Genomic DNA, 17442 nt, shown 5'->3' on the forward strand with positions numbered 1-17442 from the left:
AGGATTTATCATCCATGGGCAAGATATCCGGGTCACGACCTCGCCAACGGCAGGATCAATGATCCTGGGGAAATCCCGGCCGCATGGGACTGTGCCATGGCAAGTCCCGGAAATGTTCACGCGCTGCTGGCCTGCGGCGTTGACTTTGGTTTTGAAATGTGGATTAATTCAGGTCAGCGCATCCCTGCGGGGGTGCCAGGGATTGCTTGAACACAAGGGTCTTCAGCCCAGCCAAGGAGTGGCCACATGAATCAGCCTGTCAGCGGGTGCCATGACGCCCCATGCCGTCAACCCCGATTCCCGCAATCCCCCCGTTACCGTCCGCCCCTGTGGCCCTGGCTGTGCCTCCTCATCCTGCTCGGCGGCTGTAGCAGCCCGCAACTGCGGGTTGATCTGCATTCCACCGCCAATCTCAATCTCAGTGACGAAGGGCAGCCCCTGCCCGTGGTGGTCAGGGTCTATCAACTCAGCGACCTCAAGGCCTTCGAGGATGCTGATTTCAGAGACCTGTGGCTTCACGACCTCCAGACCCTGGGTCACACAGCCCTGACCCGAAAGGAATTGATCCTGAACCCGGCCCAGCAGGCGGATCTGGAGTTGCAGCGCCACCCGGACGCGGTCTACCTGGGCGCCGTGGCCATCTTCCGGGAACCCTCGGACCCCGCCTGGCGGGATATCAAACCCCTGCCCAACGGCTACGTCGGCAAACGCATGGATCAGCGTCTGACCGTGAGCCTGCGCGGCAATCAGCTGAACATTCAGGAATAACTCCTCACACCCGCCAGGGAAGGGCAGGGACATGGCAGCCATCCGCAAGGTCATCTGGAGCGAGGGCATCCTCCTCGGTCAGCAGCATTTTCAAGCCTGGGATCGTTATCACGAACAGGCCTTGATCGAGCGTTTCCGCATCACCCACCCACGGGGCTGGGGGGTACATCGACTGCGTTTGGATCCCGATGCCCCCGGCATGGGCACGTGCCGCGTCCTGGAACTGGAGGCCATTCTTCCGGATGGCCGTCTGGTCACGGTGGATCCCTTTGATGATGACCCCCTGGCCTGCGAACTCCCCGATCGCGCCAAGGAGCCGGTCATCGTTCACCTCCTGCTCACACGTGCACGCCAGGCCCTGGGCATGACGGGGTATGAGTCCGCCGGGCATCGCCGTGGTGCCTGGCGGGTGGACTATAAGGAATTGGGCGACGAGCACGACACCCAGCGTCGGCAGGAAGTAGCCCTCGGACAGCTGAACCTGGTGCTGGGCACCGAGACCCCCGCCGACCCCGATTTGGTCCGCCTCCCTGTGGCCCGACTCAAACCGCGCACGGGGGGTGGCTTCCAGATCGACGACGATTTCATCCCCCCCCTGCTCAGCCTTGAGGCCTCTCCCGCGCTACAGCGTTTCATTGGGCAGCTGGCAGAGCGCATTCGGTTCCAGTTGCGGGAGTTGGCCGAGGAGAGGGCGGTATGCAGGCCTGCTGATCGCTATCTCATTCATGCCCTCAGCGCCTGTCTGCAGCGACTTTTAATCCATCTGGATCACCTGCGGGCCATGGAATCCATCCATCCCGAACGGCTTCACCTGGCCCTCGCCGAGACCTGCGCGGAACTCCAGCCAATTGTGCCCGACGACACACTGAATTGGCGCATCCCCACCTATCAACACGAGGATCCAGGTCCAGGTTTTCGGGCGCTTGATGCGTGCCTGGGGGAAGTGATCAATCATTACCATGCCTTGCACACGCGGCCCCCTGCCCTGGAGCAGCTTTCCGAGGGGCGCTTCCAGGCACGGGGTCTGTCGCGCAGCTTCACCGCGTCGCAACTGTTGTACATCATTGCCCGTGCCGAGACGGACGATACTGACTGGATCAGTGATTTCCCCCGCCAGGCCAAGGTCGCCAGCGCCGATCAACTGGATCTGCTGATCCGCACCGCCCTGCCGGGGGTCTCCCTTTGCCATCTGCCCAACCCCCCGGCGGATCTTCCTGTACCGCGGGGTCGAGAGTGCTTTCGTCTGGAACCGCATGGAGAATCCTGGCAGGCACTCCTGGAAAGCGACAGCCTGGGCATCTTCCTGCCCGCTGGGCTGCGCCACTTGCACCTGGAACTCATGGTGGGAGACCGGGAGGCGCCATGAGCAATCTCTACCTCGATTGCGCGGGCCCACTGCTGGAAACCCTTGCACACCTGGACGGGGCCGATGAGAACCCACCGGATGGCCCCCCCTGGCGCCATAGGATCCTTGAGGATCTGCAGCAATTCACCCTGAGAGCCCAGGCGCGAGGGCTTCCGGGCAAGGGTGTGCAAGACGCCCGTTATGCCCTGGCCGTGCTGGTGGATGAGCGCATCATGTCACGCACCGACATCCTGGCGGAGCATTGGACCAGCGAACCTCTGCAGGTCTTCCTGTTCGGTGAGTACCGCGGCGGCGAGGGATTCTTCGAGCATCTGGCAGCACTTCGCCAACACCCCGGCGATCATCTTGATTTGCTGGAACTCTATCTGTGCTGTCTGCATCTTGGCCTGGAGGGCGTCTATCGTGTGCGTGGGCCGGAACGTCTTGAGTCCCTGAAGAGCGATCTACGCGAGCAGGTGCGACAACTGCGGGAATCGGAGGCGCAACCCTCGGCCGCTGCATCATCGGTCGATGCGCGGTCAAGGAAACGCGCATGGCCTGTTCAGCCTTCGGTTCGCGGCATCAGCCTGACCCTGCTGGCCCTGATTCCGGTGGTCATGTTCTTCCATGGCTGGCAATTGCACACCCTGGCCCAAGACCTGGGCGTCAGGCTGGAAAGCCACACAGAGAACCTCTCACGGATCCCATTGGTTCAGCCTGATGAATGGGTGCAACCATGATTCATCTGTTCGCCCGCTTGCGAAATCCTTTAATGCGCCTTGCCGGACCAGCGACAGGACTTGTCATGGCCCTTGGGTTGGTGATCCTGTTCTGGCCAGACATTCGCCTGGCGCTGAACCGGGTGCCCATATGGTTGCCATGGGTCATGGCCATCATCTCGGGCCTGGGTTTACTGGTGTGGTGGCGTGCCCGTATCCACCGTGACAGTGGGCTGGTCAGCGACACCCCAAATACCCCGGATCACGGTGATGAAGAATCCCGGGATCTGGACGCGGCGCTCAAGTCGATCGGGAAACGCCTGGATTCCACACCCCGCGGTCGATTCAGTCTTCGCCCCCGACAAGCCGCACCATGGTATCTACTCATGGGACCGCTCGGCAGTGGCAAGACCCGACTCCTGACCGCCCATGCCCACAGTATGGGTGAGGGATCGATAACCGGGCAGAATCCGCCCGCCTCCCAGCAGATACCCCCTCAGGCGGCGGTGAATATCCGCCTGCTGCAGAGCGCTGTATGGGTGGAAACACGAGGACACATCATGGAGGCAGCCGATCGTCAGGCTCTTTGGCGACGTTTGCTGGGCCATTTGCGGCGGCAACGATCCCGCTACCCCCTCCGGGGCGTGATCATGACCCTGAGCCTGCCAGCACTGCTGGCGTTGGAACCCCCACAGCGAGACGCACGGGTAGGCACCCTGCGCCGCCAACTCCAGGAACTTTGCGGCACCCTGGGTCAGTTGCCACCGGTGCATGTGGTGCTCACGCACATGGACCAGATGCCCGGGTTTACATGGCTGGCGCCCATCCTGGCAGACGAAGATGACGGGATCTGGGGTTTTGCGCTGGAGCCTCGGCAGGACACGTTGCCACAGCTGGATGAGGCCTTGGAAGGCCTTCTTGAGGATCTGGACCGGAATCGACTGAAGGCATTGGATCTGGGTCGGGATGCGAGTCGAGCGGGCGAAATCCTCGCCTTTTCCCATCGCATGGAGCGGGCTGCCGGGTGTCTGCGGGATGTACTGACACGCCTGTGCCGTCCCGATCCTGGCCAGGAAATCCCGCCCATCGTGGCGGTGCATCTGAGTGGTACCTCGCGGACCGAAAGCCCGGGAGACAAGGACAGGACGGGTCTACCCCTGGAGCGCATTCTCGATGACCCGGTGCCGCCCCGTGCAACACACCGCCGGGCCCTTCGCGGAGTGGTACTGCAGAACCTCATGCTCATCCTCAGTGCGCTCTTGCTGATGGCTTCCCTGGCCCTCCCGCACTCGGCCAAGCGCACTCAGGCGGATCTCATGCAGTCCAGTGTCAGCCTGATCCAGGACCTGAACGACGCGGCTCGGGACCGGGATCCTGCCATTCTTGCCAGCCTTGTGGCCCTGCATGCTCACAGCCAATACCTGGAATCGCCCCATGGGCATGCACCGTTGCCCTTTCATCCCCTTCCCTGGTGGCCCGGAAACCAGGCCATGGCCCTGGATAAGGGCCTCGCCCAGGTGATGAACGCGGTGATCCTGCCTGATGCCGTCACTGCGCTGGAGGCGCGGATCCGGGAACGTGCCCAGCAGTGGGCCTCCCTGGATCCAATGCAACGGGAACTCGAACGCCCCGCCCACTATGAAGATCTCAGGCTGTACCTGATGATCCATCAGCCGGCCCATCGGGATGCGCACATCCTCTCCCAGGGATTGGCCACCCTGGTCAGGGATCTCCCGCCGGCCCGTGGCCATCCGGATCAACCGGACGCGCGGACCCTCGAAGCACTCTGGCAGCGCTGGCTCAGCCATGACCTGACACCCGTTTCAAACGTCCACGCAGACCTGGTAGCCCAGGTGCGTGGCCAACTTCAGACAGAGGCCTCGCCTCGGGCCATGTATGCCCGACTGCAATCCCGGGCCGCGCGGCAATTGGGCACCTTTTCCCTTGACGACATCCTGGGTCCCGAGGGCGCACGACTGATCACCGCTGATCACCCCCTGCCGGAACTTTATACCGCCGAGGCCTGGCAACGGTTTGCACTCCCCACCATCGATGAGCTGGTGGAACAGGCCTTGCGTGGCGACTGGGTGACCCAGGAAGTCACGGCTGACTCAGTGCAGCGCCCCGTGGACACGGAAATCGCCAAGGCCCTGACCCATGATCTGCGCCAACGCTATCTGGACGATTATCACCAAGCCTGGCGCGACTTCCTGGCCAGCCTGCGCCTCCGGCAGTTTCGCAGCCTGCCGGTGGCAGCGGAGGGCATCAGGCAACTCAGCGCCGAGAGCGGCACACTGACGCGCCTGGCCCGTTGGGCCCACGATCATCTCCATCTGGATGAACCATCCACGCCTCTGAGCACCTTGGGCAAGACACTGGAAGGATTTTCCCAGGAGACTGAGGTGTCCATGGATTCGTCTGTGATCCTGGTCGGCGGTGAACGCCACCCGGCATCCCTGATGGCGCTGTTTTCTGCGGATGAAGATCACCCTGTCAGTGAACTTTTGAACGGTCACCTGGAGAGCCTGCGGGCCGTCGCCTCGGGTCTGGAGTCCCTGGCGGCCAGTGTGGACCCTGCCCGAGAGGCCCGCGTGGCCGCAGCCGGGCTCTTGCGGGGGCAGGGTGGTCGCACCCCCCTTCAAGCAGCCTGGGTATCCACCACTGCTTTGCTGGCAGATCTGCCTGCCGCTGACCGTCCGCTATTTGAAAACCTGCTCAGATCGATTGTGCAGGAGGGTTGGCGTGCCTTGATGCAGACGGCGGTCACGGATCTGGAACGCCAGTGGCAGGTGCAAGTCATGGTCCCTTGGCAGGAACGTCTGAGCGGGCGTTTCCCCTTCGATCCCCAGGGTCAGGACGCTGCCCTGATGGACGTGGTGGATTTCTTTCATCCCGAACAGGGCGTGCTATGGGGGGTTGTCCATGAGGATTTGAGTCCTTTCATCGAGCATACCCGGGGCTCATGGCGTTCCAGAACCTGGATCGGCGTGGGGCCTGCCTTTTCACGCGGTTTCATCCAAAGCATGGAACGGGCGGATGAGATCACCCGAGCCCTGTTTGCACAGGGGCAGGGAACCGCCGAATTGAGCTTCCATCTCTACCCCTTGCCCAGCCCCGGCCTGAGCGAAGTGGTGCTCCAGACCAATGGGCAGGTGTACCGCTACCGCAACGAACCCCAGGAGTGGCGGCGCTTCACCTGGCCCGGCGATGCCAGCACGCCGGGTGCCCGTGTTCGTGCCAGGGATCATCAGGGTGGCGCCACCGGGGAATACCGGGAGCAGGGCGTCTGGGGCCTGTTCCGGCTACTGCATATGGCCCAGGTAGAGGCCGATGATCAGGAGGGGCATGTGTACACCACCCGCTGGAAATTACCTGATCAAGGCCAGGGCGAGCCTCGGGAGATCCGTTTTCGCATCCGCCCTGACCGTCAGCAGAATTTCCTGCGTCAGCAACTCTTCACCGGCTTTCATTTGCCCGCATCGCCATTTGGGGGAGGCCGCGGATGAAGACTGCATCTACCGAACTATTGGCACCGGTTGCCGACCTGGCATCCCTTAACCGATGGGCGACCGCGCCGCTTGACAAGGATTCAGGCATCGAGGATCCACGTCATCATCCCACCCTGCTGGCCATTAAACAGGCCATGGGCCGCCTTCAGGGAACGGATTTTGACCAGGTGATCCAGGATGCCGGCAGGTTCCTGGGCACTCAGGCCAAGGATCTGCGGGTGGCAGGGTATCTCTGGCTGGCACTGGTCACCCGTGATCAGATTCCTGGGCTGATGACCGGCACGAGCCTTTACCGACAGTTGTTGGCGTCCGGCGATGGTCCCATTCACCCCTGCAAGCCGGCTCAGCGTCGCGCCGCCCTGGACTGGCTTAACAGTGAACGCGTCCGACTTCTCCTGAATCAGCTGGATGCCACCCTGACCCCGGACCAGGTGAAGCAGATCGAGGACGACCTCGAACACATCGAGACCCGACTGGAGATGGGGCCCTGGGACGATCCGGACATGCCACCCCGATGGCACATCCTGCGCCAATGGCTTCAAGCACGCCGAATTGACTCGGTTGCAGACACCGGCACAAAGGGCAACTCATCGGTGAACCCGGAGGAGGGTGGCCTGGATCCGTCGCCGCCGCCCGAGCCTCGCGATCCTGCGCGAGTGCTGGATCTATCCACGGAAACCCTGGTATCCAGTGCCCGCAACCTGCACGATGCCCTGCAGAAACAGGGGCGTCTCATCGAGGCCTGGGCCTTTGCCCGCGCCGCTCGCTGGGCGGGTCTGACCCTGCCCCCCCACGATCGGGGCATGACCCGTATCCCACCGCCCCGGGCAGGTGGCTGGGCTACCCTGGATGAGGCACAGGCCCGAGGCGACTGGGCCTGCGTGCTGGCAAGCGGCGCAGCCTTGTTTTTCGAACCGGGATTCCATCTGGCCCTGGATCTGCAACACCGTCTGGCCAATGCAGCAGAACAGCATCAGGCCGCCGATCTGGCCCTGGACATCCAGGCCCATGCCCGTGTCCTGATCCAGCGCCTGCCCGGCCTGGAAGCACTGAGCTTCGACGATGGCAGACCCTTTGCGGATGCCGCCACCCTTGCATGGCTGCAAGGTGGGCTCACCAGCGAATCCCTCCCGGCCAGTCAATCGGCTGACGCCCCCCCGTCGACCGATCATGTGGCCGCGGAACCGGATCCAGATACCCTCAGCGCCCTGCCATTGCCCGAGGCCTGGCAAGTCCTGGAGCGCTGGCCCATGAACACCGAACGACAGCGCCTGACAGCCGCGATCGCTCGGGCTGAGCTGTGTCTTCGGGCCCGGCGACCGGATGTGGCTTTGCCCATCCTGCAGGCCGCCCGGGCGCACCTGGAGGTGGTCAGGATCATGGACTGGGATCCGGCCATGGGCACGATACTGATCACCCGCCTGCACCAGGTGGCCCTCATGCTCAGTGCCCGGGGGGTGCCCCAGGAGACATTGATCGGCGAATGTGAACAGGAACTGGCCCGCCTGGATCCCCAGGCGGCCATGGCGTCTTTTTCCCTGCCCGAGGGGCGGTCACGGACCGCGGCGGGCCCCCATGACAACCGACAGCCACAAGGATGAGGACCCTTGCCATGACCCGCAGTTTTCAGAATGAAGTGCCCCGTGCACGAGTGAATATCGCCCTGGAGGTCAATCAGGGCGGCGCCCGCAGGAAGGTGGACCTGCCCTTCAAGATGCTGGTGATGGGCGATTTCAGCCATGGCCGCGCCCAGGGCCGCGTGGCGGATCGTCCCCGCATCGGGGTTCACAGCGGCAACCTGCAGGCGGTACTCAAGGACATGGCGCCCTCGCTGCGTTTCAGCGTACCGGACAGGACTTCATCCCAGGACCGGGAGATTCCAGTGGATCTCACCTTCGAGCATCTCAAGGACTTTTCCCCGGAGGCGGTGGCCGCAAGGATTCCGTCGCTGGCCCGGCTGATGGCCATGCGCAACCTGCTCAAGGAAATGAAATCCAGCCTGCTGGACAATACCGAACTGCGCCGCGAACTGGACCGGATCGTTCGGGATGATGAAGAACTCAAGGTCCTTCAGGGCCAGCTCAAGCGCCTGATGCCGCCCGCCGAGGCTTCATCACCCGATGCAACCGAGCACTGATCAGCCTGACCACACACGCAAGCCCATCATCCGGGAAGACTGCAAGGAGATGCAGATGACCGTCACACAGACCGTGGACACCCCGAGCAAGATCGCGCCCTACGTGCGCCTGTGCCACCTGGCCGCCGTCACACCCCTGGAACAGGGGCTGGATCTGGATCGTTTCATTGACGCCGCAGAACTGGCTCAGATCCCTCAGGGGGACCGCCTCACCGCCGCCCTGGGGGTCCTGCTGGATTTTCTCGACCCGCCCGCTGCGGGAGAGAGCGTTCCTCGCATCGACAAGATCCTGGTGGATGATTTCATTGCCCGCATCGATACCCTGATTGGTGAACAGCTGGATGACATCCTGCACCACCCGGACTTTCAGCGGCTGGAGGCCGCCTGGCGCAGCCTGCAGTTTCTCACCGAACGGGCCGACCCTCGGGCCCATGTGAAGCTGGAACTGCTGGACGTGAGCAAGGCGGAGCTTCAGGAGGATTTCGAGGATGCCGCCGATACCACCCAGAGCGGTCTCTATCGTCAGATCTATGTCCAGGAATATGACACGCCTGGCGGAGAGCCAGTCAGCGCCCTGATCTCTGACTATTGTTTAGACAACACCGCCCAGGACATCGGCCTGCTGGGGGAGATCGCCCGGGTCAGTGCCGCCTGCCATTGCCCCTTCATTGGTTCGGTGGGCCCCCGATTCTTCGGCAAGCAGCAGATCAGCGAACTGCCCCGCATTCAGGATCTGGGTGCCCACATGGACCAGGCCGCCTTCATCCGCTGGAATGCCTTCCGCGACAGCGAAGATGCCCGCTACGTGGGCCTGACCCTGCCCCGGTTCCTGCTGAGATTGCCCTACGGTCAGGATCACCCGGTACGCAGCTTCTGCTACCAGGAGAATACCCTGGGGCCGGAGCCGGACAAGTATCTCTGGGGTAACGCCGCCTTTGCTTTTGCCGCCAATATGGCCGAGAGCTTCCGCGATCATGGCTGGGCGGTGAACATCCGCGGGCCCGAATCTGGCGGCAAGGTACCCGGATTGCCCCTGCACCAGTACGACCTGGGTCAGGGCCTGCAGACCCGCATGCCCACGGAGTTCCTGATCTCCGAGAGCCGGGAACTGGAATATGCCCGCATGGGCTTCATCCCCCTGAGTTACTACAAGAACCGGGATTTCGCCTGCTTCTTCTCGGCCAACTCCACCCAGCGACCTGGGGAGTATCCATCCCCGGAGGCCACCGCCAATAGCCTGGTCAATGCCCGTCTGCCCTATGTGATGCTGGTGTCCCGCATCGCCCATTACCTGAAGATCCTGCAGCGGGAAAACATCGGCGCCAGCAAGTCGCGACAGGTGCTGGAGGATGAACTCAACCAGTGGCTGCAGACCCTGGTCACCCGCATGAAGGATCCGGACCCGGCCCTGGTGGCCAGTCACCCCCTGCGTGACGGGCGGGTGAGCGTGGAGGAGATCCCGGAGAATCCGGGCCTGTATGCCGTGAATCTTTTCGTGATGCCCCATTTTCAGATCGAGGGCGTGGATGTGCGGTTGTCCCTGGTGGCACAGATGCCCAAGGACGCCGGGTAAACAGCCCGCCCCGGAACCTGCCCCCGACACGGGGCAAACTGCTGAAGTCCCAACCCTTCATTGCAAGGAGAGCATGACATGGCCGTACCCGCCTACCTGAGTATCCGTGATGACCAGGGCGCCCCTGTGGAGGGGCCGGTGCAGATCACCGGCCGGCGCAACTCCGTGGAGGTGCTGCAGCTGGAGCACCAGATCCGCATCCCCACGGATTCCGACACCGGCAGTCTCACCGGTACTCGCAAGCACGAGCCCCTGCGCTTCGTGAAGACCTTCGACAAGGTCTCGCCCTATCTCTACAAGGCCTGCAGCAATGGCCAGACCCTCTCGGAAGTGGTGATCAGCTGGTTCCGTATCGATGACAGCGGCAGTGAACGGGAATACTTCCGTCATCGCCTGGAGGACGTGAAGGTCACCTCGGTGAAACCCACGATGCACAACGTGAAGGACCTGGACAAGGAACGCTATCCCCACCTGGAGGAGGTCTCCCTGCGCTACGGGCGCATCACCTGGACCTACGTGGACGGCAACATCGAGTTCCAGGATTCCTGGGTCGAAGGGCGTTAGTGAAACCTTGCTCCACAACCCCTCTCTCCTGGTGGGAGAGGGGTGGGGGTGCCAGCCGTTCATCAAGGAAGAGAGGCCCCATGGATATCCTGCAATATCTTCACCGACCCGAGACCTTCCCCCAAGCTCAGGACGAGGCATGGCTGCGCGAACGCCTGCATCTGGATCGTGCCGCCCGACACTTCGCAGAGGATTTCCCCGAGCCGGGCCGGCAGCTGGGGCTGGATACACCGGAAAACCCCGAACCCGTCATGGAAACTCTCCTGCAGGGTGTCGCCCACGTCCATGCCGATATCAGCCGCCGCCTGGATGACGATCTCCCGGAGATTGCCGGGGCTCTGCTGGAACAGCTATGGCCCGGCGCCATGAGTGCCTATCCGTCCTGCACCGTGCTTGCTTTCCAGCATCGACTGCGGGGCGGCACGGCACAGACAGTGCCAGCCGGGGCGCTGGTGGAGAGTGATCCGGTAGGCCATGAGTCCACCCGGTGCCGCTTTCGCACCGTCACTGAACTGCCCCTTCACCCACTGGAGCTGACGAATGTCGAGGCTCAGGACACCCCTGCTGGTACACGCCTGTCTCTGCATCTTGAAGTGCTTGACCCGCGAGGTGCTCCCACGATCCTGCCTGACCATCTGGATCTCTATGCAGCCGACCCGCGTGGCGGCGCGGACCTGGTCCATGCCATCCGTCACCATACCCGTGACCTGATCCTCTCGGTAGAAGGGCAGTGGGAACGCTCCCTCGGGGACTCAAGGGTCGTCGATGACGGTCTCCGACCCTGGCAGGCCCCCATGGTGCCATGGGTCGATGCATCCCAAGCGGGGCTTCACCTGCTCCAGGACTACCTGCATTTTCCGGAGGCCTTCCGCTTCATCCGTTTATATCCCGGTGCCCAGGACCCCCTTCCCCGGGGCGTCCACAGGTTCACCCTGCACCTGCAATTGGATGTGCATCTGCCTGCATCCATCCCTCTGACCGGTCACAGCCTGCGTCTGCACTGCATTCCGGCAATCAATCTGTTCGAACACACCGCAGAACCCATCCCCAGGGAGCCCGGGCGCTCACGCTATCCGGTGTTGGCCGATGCTCGAGCGCGACAATCCATCCACACCCATCGGGTGCAACAGATCATTGGGATCGACAGCACCAACGCCCAACGACGAGTGTATCGCCCGGCGCTGACCCATGAGATGGATCGCGGACACCCGCTTTATCAGGCAATACCAAGACCCGGCCCCGATCGCACCTGGCAGACCTGGCTGGAACTGGATCCGGCCCAGGCGCTATCCCGGTAAACCCTGTCATGCCATCTGTTGGTCCATAACGGAGACCTTCCACACCGTCACCTGAGACCCGGCACCCCAGCCCATGGCGTCAAGGATATTCCGGACACCGTCAAGATCAGCCACCTCATCCGCCCCACGCCGCATTATCCACCCACAGATCGGACGGGATGGCGATGGGATCTGGTGTCACTGGCATGCCTGCGTCGGCAGGGGCTGATGTCGGCCACCGCTCTGCAGCGAGTGTTGCAAGTCATCGATCGAAGTGGCGACCCGTCAAACCAGAGCAGACTCCAGGGTCTGGGCGAACTCAGGGTCACACCCTGCAACCGCATGGTGCGCGGAGCTGTACTCCACGGCCTGGATGCCCGCTTGCAGGTGGACGAGGATCATTTTCCCAGCGAGGCGGATCGTGTGTTGTTCGCCATGGTGCTGGAGCGCTTCCTCAACCATTACGCAGGGCTCAACAGCTTCATTCGCCTGCATCTGGAGCATCGCCCGGCTGGGCGACTAACACCGGGAAGCGTTCGGATACCGAACGTTGTTGCCAATACCATGGCAGCCTTGGGGGATACGCCATGAACGCTCCACGGCGATTCGGCAGGATCTCCCTACGGTGCCCGACCGAAAACCTCGAGGGAGATGGCCTATGGGAGCGCATGCGCTGTCATCTTCACCAAGAAGACACACTCACTCTCTCACCGGACCCCGGAATGTCATTTCCCTCCGCCGGGGTGAAGCGCCTCCCGGACACCCAGAACCGGGTACACCTGCGCGCAACCTTCCCAGGCCTGTACGGGGTGGAGGGCCATCTACCCGTAGCCCTGCGCGAGGCTGCTCAAGGGGATGGCCTGGAGGCCCGGATGCTGAGGGGATTCCTGGACATACCCGGAAACCGACAGGCCCACCTGCATTACCGGGCATGGCAGCGAGCCCGTCCGACCCTGACTGATGGGTGCGACCATCATCCCCTACGGACTTACCTGGCGGCCCTGAGTGGCCAGGGTTTTCCACAAGGGACGGTCGCCCCCCTCATGGGGGGGATCACCGCCGAACCCAGCGTGGATGCCCTGGTGGCGCGGATCAGTCGGTGGCTGGGACGATGGTGCCCCGATATGCCCACCCGCGTGCGGATCGCCCAGTTCCAGCCTCAATGGGTCCCTCTCTCGCCTCCCACATGCCTGGGAAGCTCACCGGGAAATCAGTTGGGACTGGACACCCATCTAAGCGAACGGGTACCGGACCGCAGCGGACCCGTCAACATCATCATCGGGCCACTGCCGATGGATCAGGCTCGTTCCCTGTCACCCGGCCAACATCCCGGTCAGGCCCTGGCCACTGATATCCACAGGGGGGTGGGTGGCGATCACCGTTTCGTGCTCACTCTGGAACACATATCCCGACCATTGCCTCGATTGGGTCGACGCGGACCCATTCTGGGCATGGATACCCTGTGGATACGCAAGCGGCCCGTTTCGCCGATCACTCACAGCTGGCCGGATAGCACCTTCATGACCCCAGCTCAGGGAATCCATACCCATGAAAACCATGACACATCCGCCGCGTCTGCATCTTGACCTCCAGGGGCGGCATAACGGACCCCTCACGGTGCTGGATTTCAATAGCAGGGATCTTGCCCTGTGTCGCGCCTATTGCCTGGATATCCGCTGCTTGAGCGAACACCCTTGGATGGCCGCCGAGATCCTGGGGCAGGCGGCCTGTCTGAGCCTGGATCGAGGGAGATCCGCGCCTTGCATCCATGGCCTGATCACAGGGCTGGATCAGGCCCCGGGGTCAACTGACCAGGGAGTGATCCAGCGCATCCGCCTGGAATCCCCCCTGGCGCCCCTGGCCCGAAACCGTCAAAACCGTGTTTTTCCCGGCATGGGAGTGTTGGCCGTGGTCGAAGAGGTGCTGCGAGGGCACGGCTGGACACCGGCCCAATGGCGAGTGGCCTGTCGCGGTGATGATCCAGTGGAAGACCTGATCGTCCAGGTGGAAGAGGACGACCTGGCCTTCATCACGCGCCTGATGGCCTTTCACGGCCTGTTCTACCGCTTTGAGCAATCCAGGCAGGGGGCAACCCTGGTGATCCACGATGATGTCCGTGACCTGCCTGAGGCGCCCGTAGAGCGATTGCCGTTTCATCCTCTCAGTGGCCAGCATGCCCCTGTGGATATCATCTACCGGCTGGAGCCCCGTGCCCGCTTGGTGCCCGGACAGGTGCAGCTGAGAGACCACTGCCCCGACCACCCTGAAGTTTCGCTCAAGGCCCAACACACTGGCTCACCGCTCTCGGCGGGTGTTGAGGATCACTGGGGCGCCGGTTTTCGCACCCCTGGCCAGGGAGAGCATCTGGCCCGCCTGCGCGCCGAGGCCCTGGACACCCAACGATTCAGCTTCTCGGCCTGGACGGGGCACCGAGGCCTGAGTCCAGGGCAGCGCATTCACCTCACCGGTCACCCTTACTCCCCATTCAATCAGGCATATACCATCACTGCCATGGAACTCAGCGGTGAGCAGGCCTCAAGCCTGCCGGGTGGCAACCATGCCTCGGTGCCCGCGTTTCGTGTCCAGTTGGAACTCATTCCGTCGACACAGGCCTATCGCCCACCGGTGTTAACCCACCGCAGTGGCGCCCGTTTCGTTGCCCGCATTGACGGGCCCGAGGGCGAACCGGTGCATCTGGATGCCCAGGGGCGTTACCGAATCCGCTTTGATTTCGACACTCGCGCGCATGCTCCCGGACAGGCCAGCCATCCGGTGCGCCTGCTGACACCCCATGCGGGCGACAACTTCGGCTTCCACTTTCCCCTGCATGCGGGCACCGAGGTGCTGGTGGCCTTCGAGAACAACGATCCACACCGCCCCGTTATCCTGGGCGCCCTGCCCAATGCGGAGCACCCCAGCCCCGTCACTGCCCACAACCGTTACCAGAACCTGTTGCGAACCCATGGGGGCAGCGAATTGCTCATGGATGATCAGCCTCGGGGCCCTCGCATGAGCCTGAGCACCCGGGACCACGGGTTGCGTCTGCTCATGGATGCCACACCGGAGGATCCTCACCTGGCCCTGCACGCGGACGATGGTCGCATGCTCTGGCAAGCGGGGCAGTCCTTATCCCTTCACAGTGGTGGTGATCAGATCGTGGAAGTGGGCAAGGATCAGCGGGTGATGGTGCAGGGTTCGGCTTCCCTGGACACGCGTGAAGGGTCCGTGCATCTGACTTCTGGAGAGGACCTGCGGGTTCAGGCGGGTGGGAATCTTCATCTGCAGGCGGAGCAGGGAGATCTGCGGCAACAAAGCCAGGGTGCCATGGATCTGCAGGCGGGTCATGGCATGCGGGTGCAGGTCCGACAGGGGGATCTGGAGTGCCATGTGGCGAGGGGGCGTCTGGGCATGTCAGCGAGCGGACGGATCACACTGCAAAGTCGGTCAGGGGATATTCATATCGGTCATGCCAATGCCGGTATCCGTCTCACGTCCCAGGGGGAGTTGACCATCCAGGGGCGTGAGGTACGCATCGAGGCCGACACCATCAGGGTACAGGGGGACGGAATCGTGCAGAACGGGGGGTGAGTCAGCCAGATTTTTTTTGGCGCTTTATTACAAATTCTTTAAATAACTTCCAATAATAATAATAAGGGGAGCGGTTGATGTGGGATAAACCTTTTAAATTTCTTTATTATCAATTATTTATAAATATTTAATCCTGTGCGGTACCGTTGGGGTAATTCAAGGACAGCGTGTGAGTGAAATGTGGATAACTTGGCAACCCTGTTTTATCCACCGTGACTGCAGGTTTTATCCACAACCTTACCCCCAAGCCCGCAGCAGGGAGAGGGTGTATGAGCGGCGGTTTTCGACTACCCTCAGAGGATGAGTTCACCAAGGCGCTTGCAGCGCCTCACCCATCCCCGATAAGGAGTCAGGACACATGGCAGAACAGAAAAACCCCTTCGATATGTCGGATATGATGAAACTGTTCGATCCGAACCGTTACATGGAACAGATGAACCAGATGCTGAAGCAGTATCAGATGCCGCAGATGGACACCAAGGCGCTGATGGAGGCCCAGCGCAAGAATGTGGAGGCCATGGTGGCCGCCAATCGAACCCTGTTCGAGAGCACCGAGGCGCTGATGAAGCGTCAGTCGGAACTGGTCAAGGAGGCCATGGAGGAGGTCAGCAAGAACACCGAGAAGCTATCCAAGGCCGAGGCTGGCGATCTGCCCGGTCATCAGGTGGAACTGATCGGCGCCATGTACGAGCGCATGAGTGCCAATATGCGAGAGATCAGCGAGAGCATGCGCGCCGCTCAGGAGTCTTCCATGGAGAAGCTGGATGAACGTTTCCGTGAGAGCCTGAAGGAGCTGAAGGAAATCTCTGAAAAGAAGAAGTAAAGCGGTCGTAGTCTGGTCAGACCGGGAGGCACGCGCCCTTTTCCCATTGGGATAAAGGTGTTCGTGCCCTCGGCCGCGAGGGCCTTCGAGCCCCAGGCCAAAGCTCATGGTGTGAATGGCTTAATCGTTGGGCTCAAGCGCTTCGGCCACCTCCGGCTCTTCCCGGAACTCTGCGGGGATCAGTGTTCGCAACATCTCCGGTTCGTGAGGCAGAAAGCGGTTACGTGCCACCCGTATCAGTAGCAACGCCCAGTGATCCGAGGCCTTGAACAGGGACCGGAACAGGGGGCAGGCCTCCTCCAGATAACCTGCATTGATCATGGCCACCCCGCGCCAGAACACCAGTTCCCCCTCTTCTGGGGCCAGGTCCTCGGCACGCTTGAAGGACTCGATGGCCTGATCGTATTCGCCATGCCGAAGGTGATGTCCCCCCTGGGTATTGTGATCATAGGCCTCCCAGAGGGTGATCAGACGTCGCAACTCCTTGATGGGGCTGCCATGGTCCTCCACCCGCAGATCCAGCAGGGTATCCTGCGCTGGATCGCCGGTGGCCTTGGCATTGACCACGATCATCGCTGCTGAACGCCGGCCACGCAGATCGCCGCCATGATTCTGTGCAGCCTCTAGGGCGGCCAGCATCCGGTGGTGCAACTCTCCGCATGCCGTCTCGAAGGCGTTTCCCATGGCCTCCCAGGCGTCTTCCCTGAGCAGCATATTGCCCAGGCAGACATACCCATCGCCAAGACGGTGACCCGCTTGGTCAATGCACAACTGGCCCGTGTGGGCGGCGGCGTTGCCCTCGATATCCACCATGGCGGCCTGTCGGTAATCCATGTGGTGATCCCGGGCTAGCAGGCGGCGCAGGGCATCCCCCGCGCTGGAACCGTCTCGCATCAGGCGCAGGCCCTCGCTGCCATAGATCAGGCGTGCGAATGACTGGATGGTCCCCGCTCCCACGCCAGCCCGGGCAAAGGGGGCCACGCTGCCCACAGCAAAATGGTGTGATTGTACCGCCACGCCCATCCGCCCCGACTCTGGATCCCGCGCGACAATCGAGTAAGTGGCCACCGGTGGGCCCGGTGGCGGCGGATGGCTGGCGCACGGCATGGTCGATCCCTTGTGACAGGTTCCTGAAGGGG

The 17442-nt window shown here is 62.4% G+C and carries 12 protein-coding genes and 1 pseudogene; 12 read left to right on the forward strand and 1 reads right to left on the reverse strand.

The features are described from left to right. Positions 1-246: 246 nt before the first annotated feature. The 12 genes and pseudogenes from tssJ (at position 247) to LPW29_RS05040 (ending at position 16303) form a co-directional block, all read left to right on the forward strand. Positions 247-768, forward strand: a complete 522-nt coding sequence (gene tssJ / locus LPW29_RS04985; RefSeq protein ID WP_090251700.1) for a type VI secretion system lipoprotein TssJ — start codon at positions 247-249, stop codon at positions 766-768. Between the two features lie 31 nt (positions 769-799). Next, the gene (gene tssK, locus LPW29_RS04990; RefSeq protein ID WP_238627122.1) at positions 800-2134 is read left to right on the forward strand and encodes a type VI secretion system baseplate subunit TssK; all 1335 of its coding nucleotides are present in this window, start codon (positions 800-802) and stop codon (positions 2132-2134) included. Beyond that, on the forward strand, positions 2131-2853 hold the full coding sequence (icmH, locus tag LPW29_RS04995) for a type IVB secretion system protein IcmH/DotU (protein WP_238627123.1): 723 nt from the start codon (positions 2131-2133) through the stop codon (positions 2851-2853). Before tssK ends, icmH begins: the two co-directional genes overlap by 4 nt. A gap of 65 nt (positions 2854-2918) precedes the next feature. Further along, positions 2919-6338, forward strand: a complete 3420-nt coding sequence (locus LPW29_RS05000) for an ImcF-related family protein (protein ID WP_238627124.1) — start codon at positions 2919-2921, stop codon at positions 6336-6338. Further along, positions 6335-7942, forward strand: coding sequence for a TssA family type VI secretion system protein (locus LPW29_RS05005; RefSeq protein WP_238627125.1), 1608 nt, complete (start codon positions 6335-6337; stop codon positions 7940-7942). Before LPW29_RS05000 ends, LPW29_RS05005 begins: the two co-directional genes overlap by 4 nt. Before the next feature lie 11 nt (positions 7943-7953). Continuing rightward, a complete protein-coding gene (gene tssB / locus LPW29_RS05010; RefSeq protein WP_238627126.1) occupies positions 7954-8478 on the forward strand; it encodes a type VI secretion system contractile sheath small subunit in 525 nt (174 codons plus the stop codon). After that, positions 8462-10051, forward strand: coding sequence for a type VI secretion system contractile sheath large subunit (gene tssC, locus LPW29_RS05015; protein WP_238627127.1), 1590 nt, complete (start codon positions 8462-8464; stop codon positions 10049-10051). The genes tssB and tssC overlap by 17 nt, the downstream gene beginning before the upstream one ends. Positions 10052-10129: 78 nt before the next feature. Continuing rightward, positions 10130-10615, forward strand: coding sequence for an Hcp family type VI secretion system effector (locus LPW29_RS05020; protein ID WP_090251716.1), 486 nt, complete (start codon positions 10130-10132; stop codon positions 10613-10615). Between the two features lie 80 nt (positions 10616-10695). Continuing rightward, positions 10696-12483: pseudogene (gene tssF / locus LPW29_RS05025) on the forward strand (type VI secretion system baseplate subunit TssF). Between the two features lie 77 nt (positions 12484-12560). Next, entirely contained in the window at positions 12561-13478 is a 918-nt protein-coding gene (locus LPW29_RS05030; protein WP_255705571.1) for a type VI secretion system baseplate subunit TssG, read from the forward strand. Beyond that, the gene (locus LPW29_RS05035; RefSeq protein WP_238627129.1) at positions 13441-15480 is read left to right on the forward strand and encodes a type VI secretion system Vgr family protein; all 2040 of its coding nucleotides are present in this window, start codon (positions 13441-13443) and stop codon (positions 15478-15480) included. Before LPW29_RS05030 ends, LPW29_RS05035 begins: the two co-directional genes overlap by 38 nt. A gap of 358 nt (positions 15481-15838) precedes the next feature. Then, a complete protein-coding gene (locus LPW29_RS05040; RefSeq protein ID WP_238627130.1) occupies positions 15839-16303 on the forward strand; it encodes a phasin family protein in 465 nt (154 codons plus the stop codon). Positions 16304-16423: 120 nt separating this feature from the next. Here LPW29_RS05040 and LPW29_RS05045 read toward each other — a convergent pair whose 3' ends face one another. Beyond that, entirely contained in the window at positions 16424-17410 is a 987-nt protein-coding gene (locus LPW29_RS05045; RefSeq protein ID WP_238627131.1) for a DUF1028 domain-containing protein, read from the reverse strand. Positions 17411-17442 lie beyond the last annotated feature (32 nt).

It is taken from the genome of Ectothiorhodospira sp. 9100 (assembly GCF_022227565.1).
Taxonomy (GTDB): Bacteria; Pseudomonadota; Gammaproteobacteria; order Ectothiorhodospirales; family Ectothiorhodospiraceae; genus Ectothiorhodospira; species Ectothiorhodospira marina.